Genomic DNA, 22,438 nt, shown 5'->3' with positions numbered 1-22,438 from the left:
AGGCACTGGCGCTCCTCGGGGAAGTCGTGTTGTATGAGCATCGATGGTCGACGGCGACCATCCGGGGCCCCCACGGGCAACCGCTTCACTACGGATCGTCCGGCACGTACCTGCCGGTGAAGGAAGGATCGAACGCTCATGGCGTCCGTCACCTACGACAAGGCAACCCGTCTCTACCCCGGAGGCACCCGCCCCGCGGTCGACTCCCTCGACCTGGACGTCGCCGACGGCGAGTTCCTCGTCCTCGTCGGCCCCTCGGGCTGTGGCAAGTCGACCTCGCTCCGCATGCTCGCGGGTCTCGAAGAGGTCAACTCCGGTGCGATCCGCATCGGCGAGCGCGACGTCACCGACGTCCCGCCGAAGGACCGCGACATCGCGATGGTGTTCCAGAACTACGCGCTGTACCCGCACATGACCGTCGCCGAGAACATGGGCTTCGCGCTCAAGATCGCCGGCGTCGGCAAGGAAGAGCGTGCCCAGCGCGTGCAGGAGGCCGCGAAGCTCCTCGACCTCGAGCAGTACCTCGGCCGCAAGCCGAAGGCCCTCTCGGGTGGTCAGCGTCAGCGCGTCGCGATGGGCCGCGCGATCGTCCGTCAGCCGCAGGTGTTCCTCATGGACGAGCCGCTGTCGAACCTCGACGCCAAGCTCCGCGTCCAGACCCGCACCCAGATCGCCTCGCTCCAGCGCCGCCTCGGTGTCACCACGGTCTACGTCACGCACGACCAGACCGAGGCCCTCACCATGGGCGACCGCATCGCGGTGCTCAAGGACGGCATCCTCCAGCAGGTCGGCTCCCCGCGTGACCTGTACGAGAAGCCGAACAACGTGTTCGTCGCCGGCTTCATCGGCTCGCCGGCCATGAACCTCCTCCCGGCCGACGTCGTCGAGGGTGGCATCAAGTTCGGCACGCTGAACCACGCCATCGACCGCGACACCCTGTCGAACGCCCGCTCCGGCAACATCACGGTCGGCATCCGCCCCGAGGACGTCATCGTGTCGACCTCGGGCGAGGGCCTGCCCGTCACGGTGGACGTCGTCGAGGAGCTCGGCGCCGACGGCTACCTCTACGGTCACGCCGACGTGAACGGCCAGCGCACCGACATCGTCGCCCGCGTCGACGGCCGTTCGCACCCGTCGATCGGGGACACGATCGTGATCTCGCCGAAGCAGGGTCACGTGCACGCCTTCGACACCGAGTCGGGCGACCGTCTCGACGACAAGGCCGTCGTCAGCGCGTAACGCTGGAACAGCCGAACAGGAGGCGCGGTGCCAGCTGGCACCGCGCCTCCCGTCCGTCCGACCGCCGACACCGGCCACCGCACCACCAGGAGCCAACCGTGCCCGACTCCCTGTCCATCACCGCAGCCACCGTCGACCCCGGCCTGCTCGACCTGCCGTGGGACCAGCCGCTCGAGGACTGGCCGGACGACGTCATCGTCGCGCTGCCGAAGGGCATCTCGCGGCACCTCGTGCGCTTCGTGCACCTGAGCGGGTACGTCGCCGCGGTGAAGGAGACCGGAGAAGAGGTGGCGCGCGCCGAGTACGAGATGCTCCGCACCCTGCAGCGCATGGACGTGCCGTGCGTGGACCCGGTCGCGGTCATCACGAACCGCGTCGACGCCGACGGTGAGCCGTTGCACCCCGTCCTCGTCACCCGGCACCTGCGCTTCTCGCTCCCGTACCGCGCGCTCTACTCGCAGACCCTCCGCCCGGAGACCGCGACCCGCCTCGTCGACGCCCTCGCCCTGCTGCTCGTCCGACTGCACGTCATCGGCTTCTACTGGGGCGACGTGTCGCTCTCGAACACCCTCTTCCGTCGCGACGCGGGGGCCTTCGCCGCCTACCTCGTCGACGCCGAGACCGGGAAGCTCTACCCCGGCGGGCTCTCGAACGGGCAGCGCGAGAACGACCTCGAGGTCGCCCGGGTGAACATCGCCGGTGAGCTGCTCGACCTCGAGGCCGGTGGGCGCCTCGACGAGAACGCCGACCCCGTCGACGTGTCGAACCGGATCGTCGCCCAGTACCGCATCCTCTGGAAGGAGCTCACGGGCACCGAGCAGTTCGACATCAAGGAGCGGTGGCGCATCAACGACCGGGTCGAGCGGCTGAACGCGCTCGGCTTCGACATCGAGGAGCTCTCGATCCACACGACCGAGGGCGGCTCGCAGGTGCGGATCCAGCCGAAGGTCGTGGACGCCGGACACCACCAGCGCCGACTGCTGCGCCTGACCGGACTCGACGCGGGTGAGAACCAGGCCCGACGGCTCCTCAACGACCTCGACGCCTACCGCGCGCGGAACGGCCGGGAGGCCCTCGACGAGGAGATGGTCGCGCACGAGTGGGTGTCGCGGGTCTTCGAGCCCGTCGTCCGGTCGATCCCGCGCGACCTCCGCGGACGTCTCGAGCCGGCCGAGGTGTTCCACGAGCTGCTCGAGCACCGCTGGTTCATGTCGCAGGCCGAGGAGCGTGCGGTCTCGCTGCCCGAGGCCACGACCGCGTACATCAACGACGTGCTCCGGCACCGGCGGGACGAGCGGCTCCTCATCAACCCGCCGACGTCCTCGATGACGCTGCCGATCCCGGTGGTCGGGGACGAGGACGCTGAAGTCGACGAGGACGTCGAGGACTGGCGCGCGGGCGTCTGACGCGTTCTCCGCTCGGTCACGACACCCCGCCGGGTGGGCGCCGACTGGTCACAGACCGTCGCCGACGGTGTCGCGTACGACCACCAGCCGACGTGTCCTGACCCTTCGACCGGCCTCTTCCCGCGCCAGGAGCAGGGATCGTCGCCTCCCGCTCGGGGAGGCGACCTGTCCTCGGGCGCGAGGCGCTAGACGGCGCGGCGGCGCCGGGCGACCTCCCACAAGGTGACGCTCGCCGCGATGCCCGCGTTGAGCGACTCCGTCGCCGACGAGATCGGGATCGACACGATGGCGTCGCAGGTCTCGGTGACGAGGCGCGACAGGCCCTTGCCTTCCGAGCCGACGACGATCACGATCGGGCGGTCGGCGAGCTCGAGGCCGTCGAGCTCCACGTCACCGTCGCCGTCGAGCCCGAGGACGAACAGCCCCATCGACTTGAGCGACTTGAGGGTCTGCGTCAGGTTCGGCGCCATCGCGACCGGGGTGCGGGCGGCGGCACCGGCGGAGGTCTTCCACGCCGACGCGGTCACACCCACCGAGCGACGCTGCGGCACGATGACCCCGTGCCCGCCGAACGCCGCGGTCGACCGGATGATCGCGCCGAGGTTGCGCGGGTCGGTGATCCCGTCGAGCGCGACCATGAGCGGGACCTCGTCCTTGGCGAACGCCCGCTCGACGATGTCCTCGGACACGGCGTACTCGTACGCGGGGACCTTGAGCGCGACGCCCTGGTGGACGCTGTCGTGCCCGGTGATGCGGTCGAGCTCGGGCCGCATCAGTTCGATGATCGGCACACCGCGGTGGTTGGCGAGCGCGAGGATCTCCTTCACGCGGTCGTCGACCTCGATGCGGGACGCGACGTAGAGCGTGGTCGACGGGGTCTTCGTGCGCAGGGCCTCGAGCACGGAGTTCCGACCGGTGACGAGCTCGGAGTCGTCGCTCTTGCGCTGCGGCGGGCGCCCGGACCGCTGCTGCGGAGCGCTCGAGGCCCCGTGACGACCACGGGCGGCGTCGAGCCGCTCCTTCGCCGCCTTGCGCTTGCCGGCGGGGTGGTACGGGCGGTCCTCGGCCTTCGGCGTCGGCTTGCGTCCCTCGAGCGCCTGTGCGCCCTGGCCGCCGGAGCCGACCTGCTTGTTGCCCTTGCGGCCCGACCGGACGGCGCCCGGACGGCCCTTCTTGCTCCCGGAAACGTTCTTCATGCTCAGCTCCTGTTCGGCACGGCCGTGGTCAGGCGATGCTCCAGCGTGTACCCGCTGCGGTGTCCTCGATGGTGATGCCCGCGGCGGCGAGGTCGTCACGCACGCGGTCGGCCGTCGCGAAGTCCCGTGCGGCCCGGGCGTCGGCACGCTCCTGCACGAGGCGTTCGACGAGGGCTGCGAGCGGGGCGGCCGAGGTGTCCTGACCGCCGCTCGACCAGTGGGCCGCTCGCGGGTCGATGCCGAGCACCTCCACCATCGCGGCCACCTGATGGTACGCGAGACCGAGCGCGTCCGCATCGTCGGCGTCGAGGGCGGCGTTCCCGGCACGGACCGTCTCGTGCAGCACCCCGAGGGCCTGCGGCACCGAGAGGTCGTCGTCCATCGCCTCGGCGAAGGCGTCCGGCACGCCCGGAGCGTCGTGGAGCTGCACGCCCTCGAGGCGCGGAGCAGCGCGGGACAGGAAGCCGGCGATGCGGTCGTACGCGGCCTCGGCCTCGGCGAGGGAGCCGTCGTGGTGGTCGATCGACGAGCGGTAGTGCGCGGCGCCGAGGAAGTAGCGGACGACCTCGGGACGCGCGGCGGCGAGGAAGTCGGCGGCGAAGATCGAGTTGCCGAGCGACTTCGACATCTTCTGCCCCTCGACGGTCACGAGACCGTTGTGGAGCCAGTACGACGCGAACGGGTCCCCCGCGGCCGTCGACTGCGCGAGCTCGTTCTCGTGGTGCGGGAAGCGGAGGTCGAGCCCGCCGCCGTGGATGTCGAACGCCGGGCCGAGGTACCGCCGGCTCATCGCCGAGCACTCGATGTGCCAGCCCGGACGGCCGGGACCCCAGGGGCTGTCCCACACGGCGGTGTCGGGCTCGCCGTCCTTCCGGCCCTTCCAGAGCGCGAAGTCCCGGGGATCGCGCTTGCCACGGGGATCGGCGTCGGCGGCGTCGACCATGTCCTCGCGACGCTGCCGGGTGAGCGCGCCGTACGACGCCCAGCTGCCGGTGTCGAAGTAGACGTCGCCCGAGCCGTCCTGCGCGGCGTACGCGTGCCCGCGCTCGATGAGCCGCTCGATGATCTCGTGCATCTGCGGCACGCTCGCCGTCGCCCGCGGCTCGTACGTCGGCGGGAGGATGCCGAGCGCACGGTACGCCGCGGTGAACTCGAGCTCGACCCGGTAGGCGCGGGCGAACCACTCCTCGTCGGTGCCGGCCGCGAGGTCGAGCACCTTGTCGTCGATGTCCGTGACGTTCCGGACGAGCGTCACCCGGTAGCCGCGGTACGTGAGCCACCGACGCCAGATGTCGTAGACGAGCGCGGAGCGGAGGTGCCCGATGTGCGGCGACGACTGCACCGTGGGGCCACAGACGTAGACGCTCACGTGTCCGTCGACCAGGGGCACGAGGTCGACGACGGCGGCGGCGCGGGAGTCGTGGAGGCGAACGGTCACGCCCCAAGCCTAGGACGCCGGTCTGTCGCGGTCCGTCAGGCCTGCCGGACGACGGCGGTCGCGATCGCCGCGAGCCCCTCGCCCCGACCGGTGAAGCCGAGACCGTCCGTGGTCGTGCCGGACACCGCGACGGGCGCACCCACGACGGCTGCGAGCGCGTCCTGCATCTCCGCACGCCTGGGACCGATGCGCGGTCGATTGCCGATCACCTGCACCGTGACCGCCGACGGTGCCAGCCCCACGGACGCGAGGAGCTCGACCGCACCCCGCACGAAGACGTCCCCGGTGGCTCCGGCGTACCGCGGATCGGAGGTGCCGAAGCGTCCGCCGATGTCTCCGAGCCCGCCGGCGGAGAGCAGCGCGTCGCACACCGCGTGCGCGACCGCGTCGCCGTCACTGTGTCCGGAGAGGCCCGGCTCCCCCGGGAAGTCGAGCAACCCGACCCGGCACGGCGCGGCCGCGTCGAACGCGTGCACGTCGACCCCGAGGCCGATCCGGACGCCCGCCTGCTCGGCACCCGCACGCGACCGGACGACCGACTCGGCGCGACCGAGGTCCCACGCCGTGGTGATCTTGAAGGCGTCGGCATCACCCGGGACGAACCGGACCGTGCGTCCGGCTGCCTGGAAGACGCCCGCGTCGTCGGTCTCGGAGCGCTCGGACACCGCGTAGGCCTGGCGGAGTGCCGCGAGCGGGAAGCCCTGCGGCGTCTGGACCCCCACGAGCGCCGACCGGTCGACGGTCTCGAGCACGACGTCGCCGTCCACGCGCTTCACGGTGTCCACGACCGGCAGGGCCGGGACGACCCCGTCGCCCGTCGTGGTCACCGTGTCGAAGACCCGCTCGAACTGCGTGGCCGGGGTCAGGCACCGCGCGGCGTCGTGCACGAGCACGACGTCGACCGAGTCGGGCAGCGCTGCCAGACCGGCCTGGACCGACGCGTGGCGATCGGACCCCCCGGGGACGACGGCGGTGTAGGCGACCGCCGCGCCCGCGACCGAGGCGACCAACGCACGACACTCGTCGAGGAGCGCCGTCGGGGCGACCACGACGACGAGCGCCGGTGACGCGAGGGTGAACAGCGGCTCGAGCGCCCGCGTCAGCATCACCCGCCCGGCGACGGGGACGAATGCCTTGGCGGTGCCGATGCCGAGCCGCGTCCCGGACCCCGCCGCGACGACGACGACCGCCCTGCTCACCCCGGAGGGGAGCAGAGCGGTCGCAGTGGTGTCCAGTGCTTCGGACGCGCTAGGAGGCGAGGACCTCGTCGAGGACGGTCGATGCCTTGTCCTCGTCGGTCTTCTCGGCCAGGGCGAGCTCGGAGATCAGGATCTGCCGGGCCTTCGCGAGCATGCGCTTCTCACCCGCGGAGAGCCCGCGGTCCTGGTCGCGGCGCCAGAGGTCGCGGACGACCTCGGAGACCTTGATGACGTCGCCGGAAGCGAGCTTCTCGAGGTTCGCCTTGTACCGGCGGGACCAGTTGGTGGGTTCCTCGGTGAACGGTGCCCGGAGGACCTCGAACACCTTGTCGAGCCCTTCCTTGCCGATCACGTCGCGCACGCCGACCAGGTCGACGTTGTCCGCCGGGACCTCGATCGTCAGGTCACCCTGCGTCACACGCAGCTTCAGGTAGACCTTTTCCTCGCCCTTGATGACGCGCGTCTTCACTTCAGAGATGGTTGCCGCCCCGTGATGGGGGTAGACCACGGTCTCGCCGACCTCGAATTGCATGTATCAGGCTCCGTTCCGAGACACCCAGTTTACCACAAGGGGTGTTCGGGTAAGGGTGCCCTGGGCACTCGCCCTCCCAGGTGATCGCTAGGATGGGGTCGGACCGTCCGGTCCCCAAACGTGATCTTCCGGAGGAATCTCTTGCGAGCTCGGGTACTCGTGTCCGTCGCCGTTGCGGCAACCATCGCGCTCGGCGCCACCGGGTGCGAGTTCGTCTCGCCGGTCGGCACTGCCGAGATCCAGCAGGTCACCGACGGCGTGAACGCCAGGACGGGTTCGATCGACATCCGGAACGCCCTGCTCATCTCGGACGACGGCGAGAGCGCCCGCTTCATCGGCACGTTCGTGAACAACTCCGACTCCGACGACGTCACGCTCTCGATCGAGGTCGGCGGCGACACCGAGATGATCGACGTCCCGAAGAACTCCCGGGTCGACCTCGCGGCGTCCGGCTCGGCCGCGACGCCCACCCCGACCAAGGGCACCGAGTCCAACGGCGAGGGGACGCAGGGCTCGACCCCGGCGCCCGGCACCGACGTCGTGTTCGACCAGGCCGACGCGAAGCCCGGTTCGCTCGTCAAGGTCTACTTCTCCTACTCCGGTGCCGAGGGTGTCTCGGTGAACGTGCCGGTCCTGACCACCGCGCAGGAGGAGTACGCGACCCTCGCGCCCACCTCGGCGCCGAGCGAGACGTCGGAGCCCTCCGACGCAGCGACCTCGGGCAGCACCGACGAGCCGTCGGGTGACGCGACCACCGAGGCCCCGATCAACCCGTAGCGCCCAGCGCCCGTCACACAGCGCGACCGCCTGGAGGCGCGGAGCCGGTCCCCGAGACCGGCACCGCGCCTCCAGTGCGTTGCGACCCGGCCGCGGGGCGGACGCGCGCCCTCCGCGTGACGCGGCGCGCTACGCCTCGATGCGGTAGCCGAGACCGCGGACCGTCACGAGGAGCTCCGGCGCGCTCGGCACCCGCTCGATCTTCGACCGGAGGCGCTTGATGTGCACGTCGAGGGTCTTCGTGTCCCCGAAGTAGTCCGAACCCCACACGCGGTCGATGAGCTGGCCGCGCGTGAGTACCCGCCCGGCGTTGCGCAGCAGCAGCTCGAGGAGCTCGAACTCCTTGAGCGGCATCGGCGTCTCCGAGCCGTCGACCGACACCGTGTGACGCTCGACGTCCATCCGGATGCCGCCGACCTGCAGGATGCCCGAGTCCCCCGGGTCGTCCTCGGTCCGACGACGGAGGACGGCGCGGATGCGGGCGAGGAGCTCCCGCGTCGAGTACGGCTTCGTCACGTAGTCGTCGGCGCCCAGCTCGAGCCCGACGACGATGTCCACCTCGGAGTCCTTCGCCGTCAACATGATGATGGGTGCGTTCGAGCGGGTGCGGATCTGCCGGCAGACCTCGGTGCCGGAGAGCCCCGGCAGCATGAGGTCGAGCAGCACGAGGTCGGGGTTCTCGGCGTCGAACTTCGACAGCGCGGTCACGCCGTCGGCGGCGACGGAGGTCTCGTACCCCTCGCGCTGCAGCAGGAACTCCAGGGGCTCGCTCAGGGCCGGCTCGTCGTCGACGATGAGGATCTTGGTCACGATGACTGCTCTTCCAGTTGCTCTTCGAGTGCGGTGGTCAGGTCGGTGTCCGCCTCGGGCAGGCGGATGGTGAAGGTCGAGCCCTTGCCGGGCTGCGACCAGACGCGCACGTCGCCGCCGTGGTTGCCGACGACGTGCTTGACGATGGCGAGACCGAGCCCGGTGCCGCCGGTGGCCCGCGACCGCGCGGGGTCGACGCGGTAGAACCGTTCGAACACGCGGTCGAGGTCGGCCTCGGGGATGCCGACGCCCTGGTCGGTGACGGCGATCTCGACGAAGCCCTTCGTGCTCCGGACACCGACGCCGACGCGGGTGTGGTCCGGCGAGTACTTGACGGCGTTCGCGATGAGGTTCGACACCGCCACCTGCAGGAGTCCGGGGTCGCCCATCACGCGGAGCTTCGTCTTCTTCGCGCGGACGATGTCGATGTCCCGGGCGCGGGCCACGACCTCGTTGGCGTCGACGGCCGCCTGCACGATGCGGTCGATCGACGTCTCCTCGCTGGACTCCAGCGCGTCGACCGACTGCAGGCGGGACAGCTCGATGATGTCCTTCGTGAGCGCGCCGAGCCGCTCGGACTCGGTGACGAGCTGCGCGGCGAACTTCCGCACGTGCTCCGGTTCGTCCGCGGCGGCCACGAGGGTCTCGGACAGCAGGCCGATGGCGCCGATCGGGGTCTTCAGCTCGTGCGAGATGTTGGCGACGAAGTCCCGCCGGACCTCGTCGATGCGCCGGCTCTCGGTGAGGTCGTCGGCGGTGACGAGCACGTACCGGTTGCCGAGCTGCGCCGCCCGGAAGCTCAGGTAGCCGATCAGCTCACCGTGCCGACCGCGGGGCAGCTCCATGTCCTCGGAGCCCATCTCCCCGCTCGCGCGCACCCGGTCCACGAGGTCCCGGAGTTCCTTGTGCACGAGCCGTCGGCGCACGACCAACCCGACCGTGAGCGCCTGCGGCGAGGCCGCCACGACGGTGTTCGAGGGGTCGACGACCACGGCGGGGTTGTGCATCGTGGCGATCACCGCGGCGACGCCGTCCGGCAGCGTCCGTTCCGCGACGTCGGCTGCACGGGCCGTGCGCTCGGCGGTGATGATCAGCACCACGACGCCCGCGCCGAAGACCCCGCCGAGGAGCATCGACAGTGGCACGAGCCACGCGTTGTCCATGCCGTCAGTGTAGGGATGGTCATGCCCGGTTCGGACGCCGTTCACCCCGGTTCCGCACGGTTCCGGCCCCGTTCGGTCAGACGTTCAACCGCGCGTCACCGTCCGTTCACCTGGGATGACGACACTCGTCCGGTACCGCAACGAGAGGCACATCCCCCATGCGCGAAGTGTTCCAGCAGGAACTCCAGGACGTCCAGGAGCGACTGACCGAGATCGCCGGGCTCGTCGAGTCCGCCATCACCCGGGCCACCCAGGCCTTCAGCGAGTCCGACGTCGCGCTGGCCGAGGAGGTCATCGCCGACGACGCCAAGATCGACGAGGCCGCGAACAGCCTCGATGAGGTCGCGATCGACATCCTCGCCCGCCAGGCGCCCGTGGCCCGCGACCTCCGCGTCGTCGTCACCGCGCTCCGGGTCAGCTCCTCGCTCGAGCGCATGGGCGACATGGCCGAGCACATCGCGCAGCTCGCGCGGCAGCGCTTCCCCGAGAAGGTCGTGCCGAAGGGCCTCCGCGGCACCTTCAAGAAGATGGGCGCGCACGACGTCGCGATGGCGCAGAAGCTCACCCGGCTGCTCGCCACCGAGGACATCGCGCTCTCCGCCGAGATCCGCGACGAGGACGACCAGGTCGACGAGCTGCACGCGAGCGTCTTCGACTTCGTGCTCGGCGAGACCTGGAAGGGCAACCCGATCGACACCGTCGACGCGACCCTGGCCTCGCGGTACCACGAGCGGTTCGCCGACCACGCGGTGTCGATCGCGAAGAAGGTCGAGTACCTGGCGACCGGCGACTGGGCCGGCGCAGCGTCGGTGACGACCTCCCCCGCCTGACGGGCGGTTTTGCGGTCTCCCGGCTCTGACGGGAGGATCGTGGCATGGCTCAGGTCGCGATCGTCGTCAACGGGATGCCCGGTTCGGGCAAGAGCACGGTGGGCGCCGCCCTCGCCGAGGTGCTGGGCTGCCCCTTCCTGTCGAGGGACCGCATCAAGGAACCCCTGGCGGACCTCGCCGGTCCGATGATCGCCTCCCGCGACCTCGGCGCGATCGCCATGGACACGATGTGGTCCATGGCGCGGGCCGTCGAGAACGGGGTCGTCCTCGACGCCGTCTGGCTCCCGTCACGTGATCGCGACCTCCTGGAGTCCGGACTCGCCTCCGCCGGGTCGCCGCGCGTCGTCGAGGTGTGGTGCGACGTCGACCGGGCCACCGCCGACGAGCGGCTGCGCGAAGGGTACGAGCCCGGCACCCTCCCGGTGCGGCACGACGTGCACGGGGACCTCGCCGCGGTGCTCGCGTTCTGGGACGAGCACGAGGCGACGGCCGGCCCGGTCAGGCTGCCCGGCGTGCCGGTCGTGCGCGTCGACACCGTGGAGCCCTACGACGTCGGCGCCCTCGTGCAGGAGATCGCGTCGCACTTCGTCTGACGCACGAACGCCCCGCCGGTGTCCGGCGGGGCGTTCGTCGTCGTGCTGGGTATTACTTCTTGGCGCCCTGTGCGGCGACGGCGGCGGCACCGGCAGCGGCGGCCTCGGGGTCGAGGTAGTACGAGGGCTTCGTCGGACGGAAGTCGTCGTCGAGCTCGTACACGAGCGGGATGCCCGTCGGGATGTTGAGGCCCGCGATGTCGTCGTCGGAGATGCCGTCGAGGTGCTTCACGAGCGCCCGCAGCGAGTTGCCGTGCGCGGTGACGAGCACCGTCTTGCCCTCGCCGAGGTCCTTCGTGATGTCGGACTCCCAGTACGGCAGCAGCCGGTCGATCACGAGCTTCAGCGACTCGGTCTTCGGCAGCTGGTCGCCGAGGCCGGCGTAGCGGCGGTCACCGGCCTGCGACCACTCGGCGTCGTCCGCGATGGGGGGCGGCGGGACGTCGAACGAGCGGCGCCACTCCATGAACTGCTGCTCGCCGTACTCCTCGAGCGTCTGGGCCTTGTCCTTGCCCTGCAGGTCGCCGTAGTGCCGCTCGTTGAGGCGCCAGTCGCGCTTCACCGGGAGCCAGGCGAGGTCGGCCTCGAGCAGGGCGATGTCCGCCGTCTGGATCGCGCGGGTGAGCAGCGACGTGTACAGGACGTCGGGGACGATGCCCGACTCGGCGATGAGCTCGCCGGCACGCTTCGCCTCCTTCTCGCCCAGCTCGCTGAGTCGGACGTCGACCCAACCGGTGAACAGGTTCTTCTGGTTCCAGTCACTGTTGCCGTGACGGAGCAGGACGAGCGTGGAGGTCATGCTCCGAGTCTACCGAGCGGGTGCGCCTCGGTAGCCTGGGGTCCATGCCCATCGGGAACGTGACGCGCGGGACGACCGGGTACAACCGGCTCCGCCGCGTCGACCGGTGGATCGCCGCGCTCCCGGTCCTCCGCCGGACGTCCGACCCGCTCGTGGCCGACGTCGGCTACGGCGCCCGACCGACGACGACGCTCGAGATGCGCGACCGGCTCGCCCGTGTCCGGCCGGACGTCGAGGTGACCGGCATCGAGATCGAGCCGGACCGGGTGGCCCTCGCGAACGCCGGCACCCGCGACGGGGTCACGTTCCGGCTCGGCGGGTTCGAGACCCCGACGCCAGGTGGCCGGCGCCCCGCGGTGATCCGGGCGTTCAACGTCCTGCGGCAGTACGACGAGTCCGCCGTCGTCGACTCGTGGCGGATCATGCAGGACCGTCTGCAGCCGGGTGGCGCGCTCGTCGAGGGCACCTGCAACGAGGTCGGCCGGGTGGCGTCGTGGGTGACGCTCGACGACGTCGCCCCGCGGACCTTCACCGTGTCCCTGCGGCTCGCCGGACTCGACGTGCCGAGCGTCGTGGCGGAGCGGCTGCCGAAGGCCCTCATCCACCGGAACGTGCCCGGTGAGCGCGTCCACGGCTTCCTGCGCGATCTCGACCTGGCGTGGGCGGTCGCGGCGCCGCTCGGCACGTACGGCCCGCGGCAGCGGTGGCTGGCGGCCGTCGGCGGCATGCGGGACCGCGGCTGGCCGGTGCTGCACGGGGTGTCGCGCTGGCGCCTCGGCGAGCTCACCGTCCCGTGGGACGCGGTCGCACCGGCCGACGCCTGACCGCCGGGGTCGCCGGTCCGGGGTCGGGTTTGCGCGTTTCGTGGAGCAGGACGGGTCGGACGGGACGGACGGGACCGCGCGGCTACGAGCGGCGGACCGCTCCGAGGCGGGGCAGCCGCGGCACGTCCGCAGTGGCTCCGGCGCCCGGGGGCACGATCACCTGCTGCGCCGCGGTCACGACCACGTCGTCGGCGCGCAGCGTCAGCGTCGCATCGGGGTCGAGGGAGCGCTTGACGACCGCGAGCCCGATCGGCCCGAGCTCGTGGTGCACCGCCGAGGCCGAGAGCCGTCCGACCTCCTTCTCGTCGAGCAGCACGGGCGACCCGGGTGCCGGCAGCACGGCGTCCGAGCCGTCGAGGTGGAGCAGGACCGCACGACGCGGCGGGTGCCCGAGGTTGTGGACCTTGGCGACCGTCTCCTGTCCGCGGTAGCAGCCCTTCGACAGGTGCACGGCGGAGCGGAGCCAGTCGAGCTCGTGCGGGATCGTCCGCTCGTCGACGTCGGACAGCGAAGGACGCCAGGCGGCGATCCGCAGGGCCTCGTACGCGAGGAGCCCCGCGGCGGCGACGTCGGACGCGGCGATCGCGGCCGCGGTGCCGGGGGCGACCACGGCGATCCGGAGGGTCCAGTCGGAGGCGGGGTGTGCCTCCAGGGCGGCGTAGCCCCACCCACCGGGCGCGACCTCGGACCACGGGTCGACCCACTCGACCGCGGCGTCCGCGGGGCCGACGGCCCCGGCGAACCGGCCGAGCGTGACGAAGTCCGCCGACCGGTCGGTGACCTCGACGCGCAGCATGAAGCGCATCGAGTCGAGCCACCCGGCGAGCGGTGCTGCGTCGTCGGCCTCGGTGAGCAGCCAGACCGTCTCGCCGTCGTCGACGACGCGGGCGGCGTGCTCCACGCGACCCGAGGCGTCGAGCACGAGGGTCTCGGTGGAGACGCCGGGCCGGAGGCCGGTCAGGAGCTGCGAGGTGATCGAGTTGAGCCAGGACAGCCGGTCGGGACCGGTGACCGTGACGACGCCGAGCCCGAGCTCGACGACCGCTCGGCCGCGCTCGAGCAGCCGCTGCTCGCCGAGCGGGTTGCCGTAGTGCGCGGCCACCCCTCGGTCGCCCGCGACGAACCCCGGCCGCGACGCGAACGGTGTCGTCATCAGTCGACCTTCGCGAGCTGCCCCGAGGCGTGCGAGGTGAGCTCCTGCCCGAGCGCCGCGATGTCCCACGCCCAGAAGAGCTTGCCCTCGACCAGACCGTAGAGGCGCGTGGCCGCCGAGTAGTCCTTCGCGTTCGGGGAGCGCATGACGGCGTCGGTCGCGAGGTCGATCCGGCCCTTGAGGACCCGACCGACGTAGAGCTCGTTCACGCCGGTGGGGTGCACGATCGCGGCCTCGATGTCGAAGCCGTCGGTCGCGTTCCGCAGCGTCTCGACGCTCTGGGTCGTGCCGAACGGGGTCGGTCCGTCGCCGAGCAGCATCGCGGGGCCGCGGTCACCGGGCTCGTGCGGCCGGTCGAGTCGCCAGTAGCCCATCTCGGCAGCGAGCGGCGTGTGCGCGTCGTCGAGCAGCCACGTCGTGGACGAGTAGTTGAGGTAGGGCAGACCGTCGTGGCTGAAGCTCACGCGCTGGCCGAAGTCGTACTTCCGCGGTTCGCCGTCGGGGTCGACCGGGTACTCCACGACACCGGTGCCCTCCCACACGCCGACGAGCCAGGACAGCGGGACGAGTTCGGGCGCGAGACCCTCGGGCAGTTCGATCAACGCTGACCCTTGAACAGCTTCACGATCACGGTCACCGAGACGAACGCGATCGCGAGCGACGCCAGGCCGAGGAGGCCCACGTAGAAGAGCTCGAGCGCAAGCAGCGAATCCATGCTGCGAGTCTACGCGGACCGGCTCAACGCGCCAGGAGCACCACCGCGGTGACGAGGACGACGACGAAGGCCCCGGACGACGCGATGCTGATCCGCTCGACGAGGCCGTCCTTCGTCGCGGTGATGAGCTGGAGCACGAAGCTCACGAGGACGCAGAGCACGAAGACGAGCAGCAGCCACGCGAAGGAGTCCTTCTGCGCGAGCGCGATCACGAGGACGGCACCGACGACCGCGAGCAGCCACACGGGGAGCACGGACGTCAGCTTGAGGCGACGCTGGTCGGCGGGCGGCACGGGCTCGGTCACGCGCCCCATCATGACAGGCGCGGCGACGGGCGTCCGTCAGCGCCGACCGCCCGTCCACCCGTCCACCCGTCCACCCGTCCACCCGTCCACCCGTCCACCCGTCCACCCGTCCACCCGTCCACACCGTCCGCCCGGACGGCGGGCCACTTCCCGAGCATCACTAGGATGTGTCCACGACGTCCCCCACGCTCTGGAGGTCCTGTGGCCCAGCTCCTGGTACTCACCTCTGCCGCGCCCGGCGACGTCCTGCCGAGTCTCGGTCTCCTGAGCCACCGGATCCGCCACGTCCCCGCCGAGGCCGCCCAGCTCGTCAACGCACCCCAGAGCGACCTCGTGTTCGTCGATGCCCGCGTCGACCTCGTCGGCGCGAAGGCCCTCTGCAAGATCCTCGTGACGAGCGGTTCGCCGACCCCCATCGTGCTCGTCGTCACCGAGGGCGGTCTGACCGCGGTGAACAGCGAGTGGAACGTCGACGACGTGGTGCTCGAGACGGCCGGTCCGGCAGAGGTCGACGCGCGCATCCGGCTCGCGGCCGGGCGCGCCGCGAAGCAGCCGGCGAGCACGAAGATCCAGGCCTCCGGCGTCGTCATCGACGAGGCCAGCTACTCCGCGAAGGTGCGCGGTCGGCCACTCGACCTCACCTTCAAGGAGTTCGAGCTCCTCCGGTTCTTCGCGACGCACCCCTCCCGCGTGTTCACGCGCGAGCAGCTGCTCAGCGAGGTCTGGGGCTACGACTACTTCGGCGGCACCCGCACGGTCGACGTGCACGTCCGACGACTCCGCGCGAAGCTCGGCGACCTCGAGTCGCTCATCGGCACGGTCCGGAACGTCGGCTACCGCTTCAACGTCTACGAGGACGAGGCCGACCGGCTGGCAGGCCAGTGACCGTCGCGCTCGACGCGTTCACGGTCGCGGGCGAGCCGCGGCCGTTCTCCGACCAGACCCTGGTCGACGTGCGCGCGGATCGCGCGACGGTGCTCGGCGACGAGCAGGGGGTCGCCGTGGTGCGTGACGGTGAGCTCGAGGTCGCGGTCCGCCTGGAGGCCCGTGGCCGCGGACTCGGTACGGCCCTGGTCACGCAGGCGCTCGCCCTGGGCGGCGGGGCCGCCGCGGGGTCCGGGTCGGCGCCTCGGCTCGCGGAGGCGCCTCGGCTCGCGTGGGCGCACGGGGACCACCCCGCTGCGCGGGCGCTCGCGGCGCGGTTCGGCTGGACGGCCGTCCGCACGCTCCTGCATCTCCGCGCGCCGATCCCGTCGGAGGCTCCCGAGCCCGCGGTGCCGGACGGCTGGTCGCTCGCGGCGTTCCGCTCGGGCGACCCGGACGACGAGACCGCCTGGCTCGACCTCAACGCCGCCGCGTTCGCGCACCACCCCGAGCAGGGCCGGATGACGCTCGAGGACCTCCGCGCGCGGGAAACCGACCCGTGGTTCTCGGGCGACGACCTGCTGCTGCTGCGGGACGACCAGGGACGGCTCGCGGCGTCGTGCTGGCTCAAGGTCGAGGACGGCGTCGGGGAGTTCTACGCCGTGGCCGTCCGCCCCGACCTGCAGGGCCGAGGGCTCGGTGGCGTGCTCATGCGTGCCGGCTGGGGGCGTCTGGTCGGGCGGGGGCTCGACGCGGCAGCGCTGTACGTCGAGGGCGACAACGAACCGGCGCTCGCGCTCTACCGCCGGTCGGGTTTCACGCAGCACGCGACCGACGTGCAGTACGCCGCTCCCTGATCCCTGCACGGTGGGTCCGTTCACGCGGCGTTTCCACAGCCGTTACGTGCGGCCCTCGTCGCGGAGGCCGCGGGTGGCAGGATGTGGGCATGGACACCGAACCGCAGCTCGACGGCGACTCCGTCGCACCGGACCTCGACGACTTCGACGAGGTCGTCGAGGTGGAGCACGAGTCGCTGCCCTCGGACCGCTACTTCGACCGTGAGCTCAGCTGGCTCCGGTTCAACCAGCGCGTGCTCGAGCTCGGCGAGGACCGCACGCAGCCCCTGCTGGAGCGGGCGAACTTCCTCGCCATCTTCGCGTCCAACCTCGACGAGTTCTTCATGGTCAGGGTCGCCGGCCTGAAGCGACGCATCGACACCGGGATCGCCGTCCCGACCAACGTCGGTCGTGCGCCGAGCGACGTCCTGCGGGACATCGCCCGCAAGGCGCACGAGCTGCAGGACCGCCACGCGCACGCGTTCATCGACTCGCTCAAGCCGGACCTCGACGCCGCGGGGCTGCACATCGAGCACTGGTCCGACCTCGACGAGGCCGACCGCCTCCGGATGCGCGAGTACTTCAACGAGCAGATCTTCCCGGTGCTCATGCCGCTCGCGGTCGACCCGGCGCACCCGTTCCCGTACATCTCCGGGCTGTCGCTCAACCTCGCGGTGCGGGTGCGGAACCCGAAGTCGCAGCGGCAGGAGTTCGCGCGCCTCAAGGTGCCGCAGAACTTCTCCCGGTTCATCGCACTGCCCGACGACGGGTCCGGGCGCCAGCGGTACATCCCGCTCGAAGACCTCATCGCGAACCACCTCGACGACCTCTTCCCGGGGATGGAGGTGCTCGAGCACCACGTGTTCCGGGTCACCCGCAACGAGGACGTCGAGATCGAGGAGGACGAGGCCGAGAACCTCATCCAGGCCCTCGAGCGCGAGCTCCTCCGCCGTCGGTTCGGTCCGCCGATCCGGCTCGAGATCACCGAGGACATGGACCCGGTGACCCTCGACCTGCTCGTCCGCGAGCTCGACATCACGGAGCAGGAGGTCTACCGCCTGCCGTCGCCGCTCGACCTCGGCGGCCTGTTCGAGATCGCGAAGATCGCGCGCCCGGACCTCCACTACCCGAAGCACGTGCCGACGACTCCGGTGCAGTTCCAGCCGGGCGAGCCGAACACCAAGCCCGACCTCTTCGGTGCGATCAAGGCACGGGACGTCCTCGTGCACCACCCGTACGAGTCCTTCGCGACGAGCGTCCAGGCGTTCCTCGAGCAGGCCGCGGCGGACCCGAACGTCCTCGCCATCAAGCAGACGCTGTACCGCACCTCGGGCGACAGCCCCATCGTCGAAGCCCTCATCGACGCGGCCGCAGCGGGCAAGCAGGTCCTCGCGCTCGTCGAGATCAAGGCGCGCTTCGACGAACAGAACAACATCACGTGGGCGCGGAAGCTCGAGAAGGCCGGCGTCCACGTCGTCTACGGCCTCGTCGGGCTGAAGACGCACTCGAAGCTCGTGCTCGTCATCCGGCAGGAGGGCGGGACGCTCAAGCACTACAGCCACATCGGCACGGGCAACTACAACCCGAAGACCTCGCGCATCTACGAGGACATGGGCCTGTTCACGTCGGACGACACCGTGGGCAAGGACCTCACCCGTCTGTTCAACGAGCTGTCCGGCTACGCGATCGAGAAGAAGTTCAAGCGGCTCCTCGTCGCCCCGCTGCACCTCCGCAAGGGGCTCATCAAGCGCATCCAGGCCGAGGCCGACAACGCCAGGGCCGGCAAGCCGTCGGGCATCCGCATCAAGGTGAACTCGATGGTGGACGAGCAGATCATCGACGCGCTCTACCTCGCGAGCCAGGCCGGTGTGCCGGTCGACGTGTGGGTGCGCGGGATCTGCTCGCTCAAGCCGGGGATGGAGGGCGTCAGCGAGACGATCCGCGTCCGCAGCGTCGTCGGGCGCTACCTCGAGCACTCGCGGGCGTTCGCGTTCCACAACGACGGCGACCCGGTGGTCTTCATCGGCTCGGCGGACATGATGCATCGGAACCTCGACCGTCGCGTCGAGGCCCTCGTGCGGCTGTCCGACCCGGCACACGTGACCGAGGTGCAGGACATGTTCGACCTCGCCATGGCCGACGACACGAGTTCCTGGCACCTGGAGTCCGACGGCGAGTGGACGCGCCACTCGACCGACGCTGACGGGCGCCCGCTGCAGGACGTGCAGAATGTCCTCATGCGCAAGATCTCGGCCCGGAAGCGCTCGACTCGGTGAGCGGCGGTCCCACCGGTCCCGTCGTCGCGGCAGGAGCCGTCGTCTGGCGCGAGCAGGACGGACGGCCGCTGGTGCTGCTGATCCACCGCGGTCACCACAACGACGTCTCCTTCCCGAAGGGCAAGGTGGACCCGGGCGAGGGCGTCCCGACGACCGCCGTCCGCGAGATCGACGAGGAGACCGGCTACCGGGTGCACCTCGGCGCTCCGCTGGGCACCGCCGAGTACGTGCTGCCGAACGGTCGCGACAAGGTCGTGCACTACTGGTCCGCGCGGGTGTCGAACAAGGAGTTCGAGCGCGCCGGCAAGTTCCACCCCAACGACGAGGTCGCCTCGGTCGAGTGGGTGTCGATCGACGACGCCCGCGGCCGGCTCACCTACGACCGGGACGTCGAGATCCTCGACCGCTTCGCCGACCGCGCCGCCGCCGGTGAGCACAAGACGTTCGCGCTCATCGCACTCCGGCACGCCAAGACGGTCCCCGGTTCCGACTGGGACGGTCCGGACGCCACCCGGCCGCTGCTGCCCGTCGGCCGCTCGCAGGCGAAGGCCGTCGCCGCGCCGGTCGCGGCGTTCGGCCCGAAGAAGATCGTGTCGAGCACAGCGGCACGGTGCCTCGCGACCGTCGAGCCGCTCTCCGCACGGACGAAGGTCGGCGTGCAGTCGACACCGGACATCAGCCAGGACGCCCACGACCGCGGGGCCGCGAACGTCAAGGGCGTCGTGCTGCGGCGGATCGACAAGGCGAAGTCGACCGTCCTGTGCTCGCACGGTCCGGTCCTGCCGGACATCATCGCCCGCATCGCCGGTGCGACCGCGGACGGCAGCCGCCACTTCGACCTCCGCCGTGCGGCGATGCTGTCCGTCGGCGACTTCGCCGTGATGCACATCGCCGACGGCAAGCTCGTCGCCGTCGAGACGCACCGCAACACCATCGCCTCGTAGGACCCCGGTCCGAGTCGCCCCGACCAGCTACGTCGCCAGCGACCCGGGAGTGGCGGCGGTGAGTGGGGCCTCCAGGCCGGTCCCGGAGGCCGCTCCGACACGGCACCGGCGGCCGGGCGGCGCCCATGCGAACGCATGCGCCGCGCCTGGGCGCGGTGACCCGATCCTGCACCCCGCGCGAGTGCGTGTCCGCGTGCCGCGAGCGGGGCAAGGCCTCGTTCACCTGCCGTTCACCCGCGGGCACCTCCCGGGTCATCTCTCGTCCCTACAGTCGCTCCCGGGTCAGCACCGGCCCGAGGGACCAGCAGCGGTCCCGCCTGCACTGACATTCCCGAAGGGACCCCTGTGAACATCAAGCGAATCGGCACAGTCGCGGCGATCGCGATCGTCGGCGCCGTCGCGCTGTCCTCCTGCGCCTCGAACGAGGCCGGCGCCGGCAGCTCCTCCGCCGCGTCGAACTCGGACACCTCGAAGCTCTCCGGCACCCTGACCGGCTCGGGCTCGTCCGCGCAGCAGACCGCACAGGCCACCTGGACCGCCGGGTTCCAGAACGTCGCCTCGGGCGTCACGGTCAACTACTCGCCCGACGGCTCGGGCGCCGGCCGCAAGAACTTCATGTCGGGTGCGGCGGACTTCGCCGGCTCCGACGCCGCCCTCTCCGACGAGGAGCTCTCCGGCACCTTCGCGAACTGCGCCGCGGACTCGAAGGCGATCGACATCCCGGTCTACATCTCCCCGATCGCGATCGCGTACAAGGTCGACGGCGTCAAGGACCTCACCCTCGACGCGAAGACCATCGCGGGCATCTTCTCCGGCAAGATCACGAAGTGGAACGCCTCGGAGATCAAGGACCTGAACAAGGACGCCTCGCTCCCCGACGCGAACATCACCGTCGTGCACCGTTCGGACGACTCGGGCACCACGCAGAACTTCTCCGAGTACGTCGACGCGAACGCCGGCGACACGTGGGGCAAGGACCCGAGCCAGACCTTCCCGTTCCAGATCGGTGACTCGGCCAAGGGCACCTCGGGTGTCGCCTCGGCCATGGCCAGCGCCTCGAACGCCATCACCTACATCGACGACTCCGGCGCGGGCTCGCTCGACAAGGCGAAGCTCATGGTCGGCGACAAGGCCACCGAGCTCTCGGCCGACGGTGCCGCCCAGGTCGTGGCGGACTCGAAGGTCGTCAGCGGCCGTGCCGACAACGACCTCGCGATCGACGTGAACCGCACCGACACCGCGGACGGCGCGTGGCCGCTCGTCCTCGTCTCCTACGCCATCGCGTGCCAGGAGTACAAGGACTCGGCCAAGGGTGAGCTCGTGAAGGGCTACCTCGACTACGTCGTCTCGAAGGACGCGCAGGACGCCGCCGCGAAGGAGGCCAAGTCGGCCGCCCTCTCGAGTGACCTCATGGACAAGGCCGCGAAGGCCGTCGCCTCCATCAAGTAACGCCCCCTGAGCGCCCGGACGCCGGTCCCACCCAACACGACCGGCGTCCGGGCACTCGCCCGTCACGGCACCACCTCCCACTCCACCTCCCCGTTCGCCCGCCCGTCCGCTGCGGGTGCACGCCTCGCCACAGGAGCCCCATGACGACCGCACCGGCCCGCGAAGGGGCCACCGTCATCCCGAAGCCGAAGGCCGTCGTCCGCGTCGGCGACCGCGTCTTCTCCGCCGCCTCGGTCATCTCCGGCGGCATCATCCTGCTCGTGCTCGTGCTCGTCGCAGCGTTCCTCGTCTGGCAGAGCATCCCCGCCCTCGTGGCGAAGGCCGGCACCCTGCCGAACGACTCGGCGAACTTCTGGGACTACGTCGGGCCGCTCGTGTTCGGCACGGTCTGGTCCGCCCTCATCGCGCTCGTGATCGCCGTCCCGCTCTCGCTCGGCATCGCGCTCTTCATCTCGCACTACGCCCCGCGGCGGTTTGCCCCGGTGCTCGGGTACGTCATCGACCTGCTGGCCGCGGTGCCGTCGGTCGTCTACGGCCTGTGGGGCATCGTCGTCCTCGCGCCGTTCGTGAAGCCCTTCTACGCGTTCCTCAACGAGTACCTCGGCTGGTTCCCGCTGTTCTCCGGCCAGGTCTCCGGCACCGGTCGCACGATCCTGACCGCGTCGATCGTGCTCGCGGTGATGGCGATCCCGATCATGACCGCCGTGATGCGCGAGATCTTCCTGCAGGCACCGACCCTCAACGAAGAGGCAGCGCTCGCCCTCGGCGCCACCCGCTGGGAGATGATCCGCCTGTCGGTCCTGCCGTTCGCGAAGTCGGGCATCGTGTCCGCGATCATGCTCGGCCTCGGACGTGCCCTCGGCGAGACGATGGCCGTCGCGCTCGTCCTGTCGGTGTCGACGAACGTCACGCTGCAGGTGCTCACCTCGCTCAACCCGTCGACGATCGCCGCGAACATCGCGCTCCAGTTCGCCGAGGCCTCCGGCACCGCGCTGAACGCCCTCGTCGCGTCCGGTCTGGTCCTCTTCGTCATCACCCTGGTCATCAACATGCTCGCGCGGTACATCGTCCGCAAGCGAGTGAGCTGAGA

22 protein-coding genes are annotated in these 22,438 nt (G+C 70.9%); 12 read left to right on the top strand and 10 right to left on the bottom strand.

Annotated elements, in window-relative coordinates; all coding sequences use genetic code 11:
• The first annotated feature begins 138 nt into the window (after positions 1 to 138).
• Both ACIPYW_RS08035 and ACIPYW_RS08030 read left to right on the top strand, forming a co-directional pair.
• Entirely contained in the window at positions 139 to 1,239 is a 1,101-nt protein-coding gene (locus ACIPYW_RS08035; RefSeq protein WP_290133721.1) for an ABC transporter ATP-binding protein, read from the top strand.
• Positions 1,240 to 1,337: 98 nt separating this feature from the next.
• Positions 1,338 to 2,645 carry a DUF4032 domain-containing protein gene (locus ACIPYW_RS08030; protein ID WP_400412443.1) on the top strand — a complete coding sequence of 436 codons (1,308 nt, stop codon included), beginning with the start codon at positions 1,338 to 1,340 and terminating at the stop codon, positions 2,643 to 2,645.
• A gap of 185 nt (positions 2,646 to 2,830) precedes the next feature.
• Here ACIPYW_RS08030 and rlmB read toward each other — a convergent pair whose 3' ends face one another.
• Genes rlmB through ACIPYW_RS08010 form a run of 4 tightly spaced genes read right to left on the bottom strand, consistent with a single transcriptional unit; the run spans position 2,831 to position 7,010 of the window.
• Positions 2,831 to 3,841 (bottom strand): 23S rRNA (guanosine(2251)-2'-O)-methyltransferase RlmB, encoded by a 1,011-nt coding sequence (rlmB, locus tag ACIPYW_RS08025; RefSeq protein ID WP_400412441.1) that lies wholly within the window; start codon positions 3,839 to 3,841, stop codon positions 2,831 to 2,833.
• A gap of 28 nt (positions 3,842 to 3,869) precedes the next feature.
• Complete coding sequence (gene cysS / locus ACIPYW_RS08020) at positions 3,870 to 5,279, bottom strand: cysteine--tRNA ligase (RefSeq protein ID WP_400412440.1); 1,410 nt, start codon at positions 5,277 to 5,279, stop codon at positions 3,870 to 3,872.
• Positions 5,280 to 5,314: 35 nt separating this feature from the next.
• Positions 5,315 to 6,478, bottom strand: a complete 1,164-nt coding sequence (gene ispD, locus ACIPYW_RS08015) for a 2-C-methyl-D-erythritol 4-phosphate cytidylyltransferase (protein WP_400412438.1) — start codon at positions 6,476 to 6,478, stop codon at positions 5,315 to 5,317.
• Between the two features lie 49 nt (positions 6,479 to 6,527).
• Positions 6,528 to 7,010 (bottom strand): CarD family transcriptional regulator, encoded by a 483-nt coding sequence (locus tag ACIPYW_RS08010; RefSeq protein ID WP_017888066.1) that lies wholly within the window; start codon positions 7,008 to 7,010, stop codon positions 6,528 to 6,530.
• Positions 7,011 to 7,169: 159 nt separating this feature from the next.
• Here ACIPYW_RS08010 and ACIPYW_RS08005 point away from each other — a divergent pair, with 159 nt between their 5' ends.
• Positions 7,170 to 7,787: a hypothetical protein gene (locus tag ACIPYW_RS08005; protein WP_400412436.1), complete on the top strand. Its 618-nt coding sequence runs from the start codon at positions 7,170 to 7,172 to the stop codon at positions 7,785 to 7,787.
• A 129-nt stretch (positions 7,788 to 7,916) separates the two neighbouring features.
• Here ACIPYW_RS08005 and ACIPYW_RS08000 read toward each other — a convergent pair whose 3' ends face one another.
• Together ACIPYW_RS08000 and ACIPYW_RS07995 are read right to left on the bottom strand one after the other, a co-directional pair.
• Positions 7,917 to 8,597 carry a response regulator transcription factor gene (locus ACIPYW_RS08000; RefSeq protein WP_290133715.1) on the bottom strand — a complete coding sequence of 227 codons (681 nt, stop codon included), beginning with the start codon at positions 8,595 to 8,597 and terminating at the stop codon, positions 7,917 to 7,919.
• Positions 8,594 to 9,760 carry a sensor histidine kinase gene (locus tag ACIPYW_RS07995; protein WP_400412435.1) on the bottom strand — a complete coding sequence of 389 codons (1,167 nt, stop codon included), beginning with the start codon at positions 9,758 to 9,760 and terminating at the stop codon, positions 8,594 to 8,596. The genes ACIPYW_RS08000 and ACIPYW_RS07995 overlap by 4 nt, the downstream gene beginning before the upstream one ends.
• Positions 9,761 to 9,918: 158 nt before the next feature.
• On the opposite strand from ACIPYW_RS07995, the gene phoU reads away from it, so the two are divergent.
• Both phoU and ACIPYW_RS07985 read left to right on the top strand, forming a co-directional pair.
• Positions 9,919 to 10,590 (top strand): phosphate signaling complex protein PhoU, encoded by a 672-nt coding sequence (gene phoU, locus ACIPYW_RS07990; protein ID WP_290133713.1) that lies wholly within the window; start codon positions 9,919 to 9,921, stop codon positions 10,588 to 10,590.
• Between the two features lie 44 nt (positions 10,591 to 10,634).
• Positions 10,635 to 11,183 (top strand): AAA family ATPase, encoded by a 549-nt coding sequence (locus tag ACIPYW_RS07985; RefSeq protein WP_400412433.1) that lies wholly within the window; start codon positions 10,635 to 10,637, stop codon positions 11,181 to 11,183.
• A gap of 52 nt (positions 11,184 to 11,235) precedes the next feature.
• Here the strand turns inward: ACIPYW_RS07985 and ACIPYW_RS07980 are convergent, their stop codons facing one another.
• Entirely contained in the window at positions 11,236 to 11,982 is a 747-nt protein-coding gene (locus tag ACIPYW_RS07980; protein WP_290133711.1) for a phosphoglyceromutase, read from the bottom strand.
• A 44-nt stretch (positions 11,983 to 12,026) separates the two neighbouring features.
• On the opposite strand from ACIPYW_RS07980, the gene ACIPYW_RS07975 reads away from it, so the two are divergent.
• Positions 12,027 to 12,806 carry a class I SAM-dependent methyltransferase gene (locus ACIPYW_RS07975; protein ID WP_400412431.1) on the top strand — a complete coding sequence of 260 codons (780 nt, stop codon included), beginning with the start codon at positions 12,027 to 12,029 and terminating at the stop codon, positions 12,804 to 12,806.
• 82 nt (positions 12,807 to 12,888) lie between these two features.
• Here the strand turns inward: ACIPYW_RS07975 and ACIPYW_RS07970 are convergent, their stop codons facing one another.
• The 3 genes from ACIPYW_RS07970 to ACIPYW_RS07960 form a co-directional block, all read right to left on the bottom strand.
• Positions 12,889 to 13,959: a YgfZ/GcvT domain-containing protein gene (locus tag ACIPYW_RS07970; protein WP_400412429.1), complete on the bottom strand. Its 1,071-nt coding sequence runs from the start codon at positions 13,957 to 13,959 to the stop codon at positions 12,889 to 12,891.
• Positions 13,959 to 14,561, bottom strand: a complete 603-nt coding sequence (locus ACIPYW_RS07965; protein ID WP_290133708.1) for an FABP family protein — start codon at positions 14,559 to 14,561, stop codon at positions 13,959 to 13,961. Before ACIPYW_RS07965 ends, ACIPYW_RS07970 begins: the two co-directional genes overlap by 1 nt.
• Before the next feature lie 136 nt (positions 14,562 to 14,697).
• Positions 14,698 to 14,979: a hypothetical protein gene (locus tag ACIPYW_RS07960; RefSeq protein ID WP_400412427.1), complete on the bottom strand. Its 282-nt coding sequence runs from the start codon at positions 14,977 to 14,979 to the stop codon at positions 14,698 to 14,700.
• A gap of 201 nt (positions 14,980 to 15,180) precedes the next feature.
• Between ACIPYW_RS07960 and ACIPYW_RS07955 the strand changes: the two genes are divergently transcribed.
• The 6 genes from ACIPYW_RS07955 to pstC all read left to right on the top strand — a co-directional run bounded on the left by ACIPYW_RS07955 (position 15,181) and on the right by pstC (position 22,436).
• A complete protein-coding gene (locus ACIPYW_RS07955) occupies positions 15,181 to 15,864 on the top strand; it encodes a response regulator transcription factor (protein ID WP_058726157.1) in 684 nt (227 codons plus the stop codon).
• Complete coding sequence (mshD, locus tag ACIPYW_RS07950) at positions 15,861 to 16,700, top strand: mycothiol synthase (RefSeq protein WP_400412425.1); 840 nt, start codon at positions 15,861 to 15,863, stop codon at positions 16,698 to 16,700. The genes ACIPYW_RS07955 and mshD overlap by 4 nt, the downstream gene beginning before the upstream one ends.
• Positions 16,701 to 16,789: 89 nt before the next feature.
• A complete protein-coding gene (locus ACIPYW_RS07945) occupies positions 16,790 to 18,955 on the top strand; it encodes an RNA degradosome polyphosphate kinase (protein ID WP_400412423.1) in 2,166 nt (721 codons plus the stop codon).
• Entirely contained in the window at positions 18,952 to 19,899 is a 948-nt protein-coding gene (locus tag ACIPYW_RS07940) for an NUDIX domain-containing protein (protein WP_400412422.1), read from the top strand. The genes ACIPYW_RS07945 and ACIPYW_RS07940 overlap by 4 nt, the downstream gene beginning before the upstream one ends.
• A gap of 345 nt (positions 19,900 to 20,244) precedes the next feature.
• Positions 20,245 to 21,348: a phosphate ABC transporter substrate-binding protein PstS gene (locus ACIPYW_RS07935; RefSeq protein ID WP_400412421.1), complete on the top strand. Its 1,104-nt coding sequence runs from the start codon at positions 20,245 to 20,247 to the stop codon at positions 21,346 to 21,348.
• Between the two features lie 140 nt (positions 21,349 to 21,488).
• Positions 21,489 to 22,436: a phosphate ABC transporter permease subunit PstC gene (gene pstC / locus ACIPYW_RS07930; protein WP_400412419.1), complete on the top strand. Its 948-nt coding sequence runs from the start codon at positions 21,489 to 21,491 to the stop codon at positions 22,434 to 22,436.
• Positions 22,437 to 22,438: the final 2 nt, after the last annotated feature.

It is taken from the genome of Curtobacterium sp. NPDC089689 (assembly GCF_044749145.1).
Classification (GTDB): domain Bacteria; phylum Actinomycetota; class Actinomycetes; order Actinomycetales; family Microbacteriaceae; genus Curtobacterium.
This window is presented reverse-complemented; position numbering and strand designations above follow the sequence as displayed.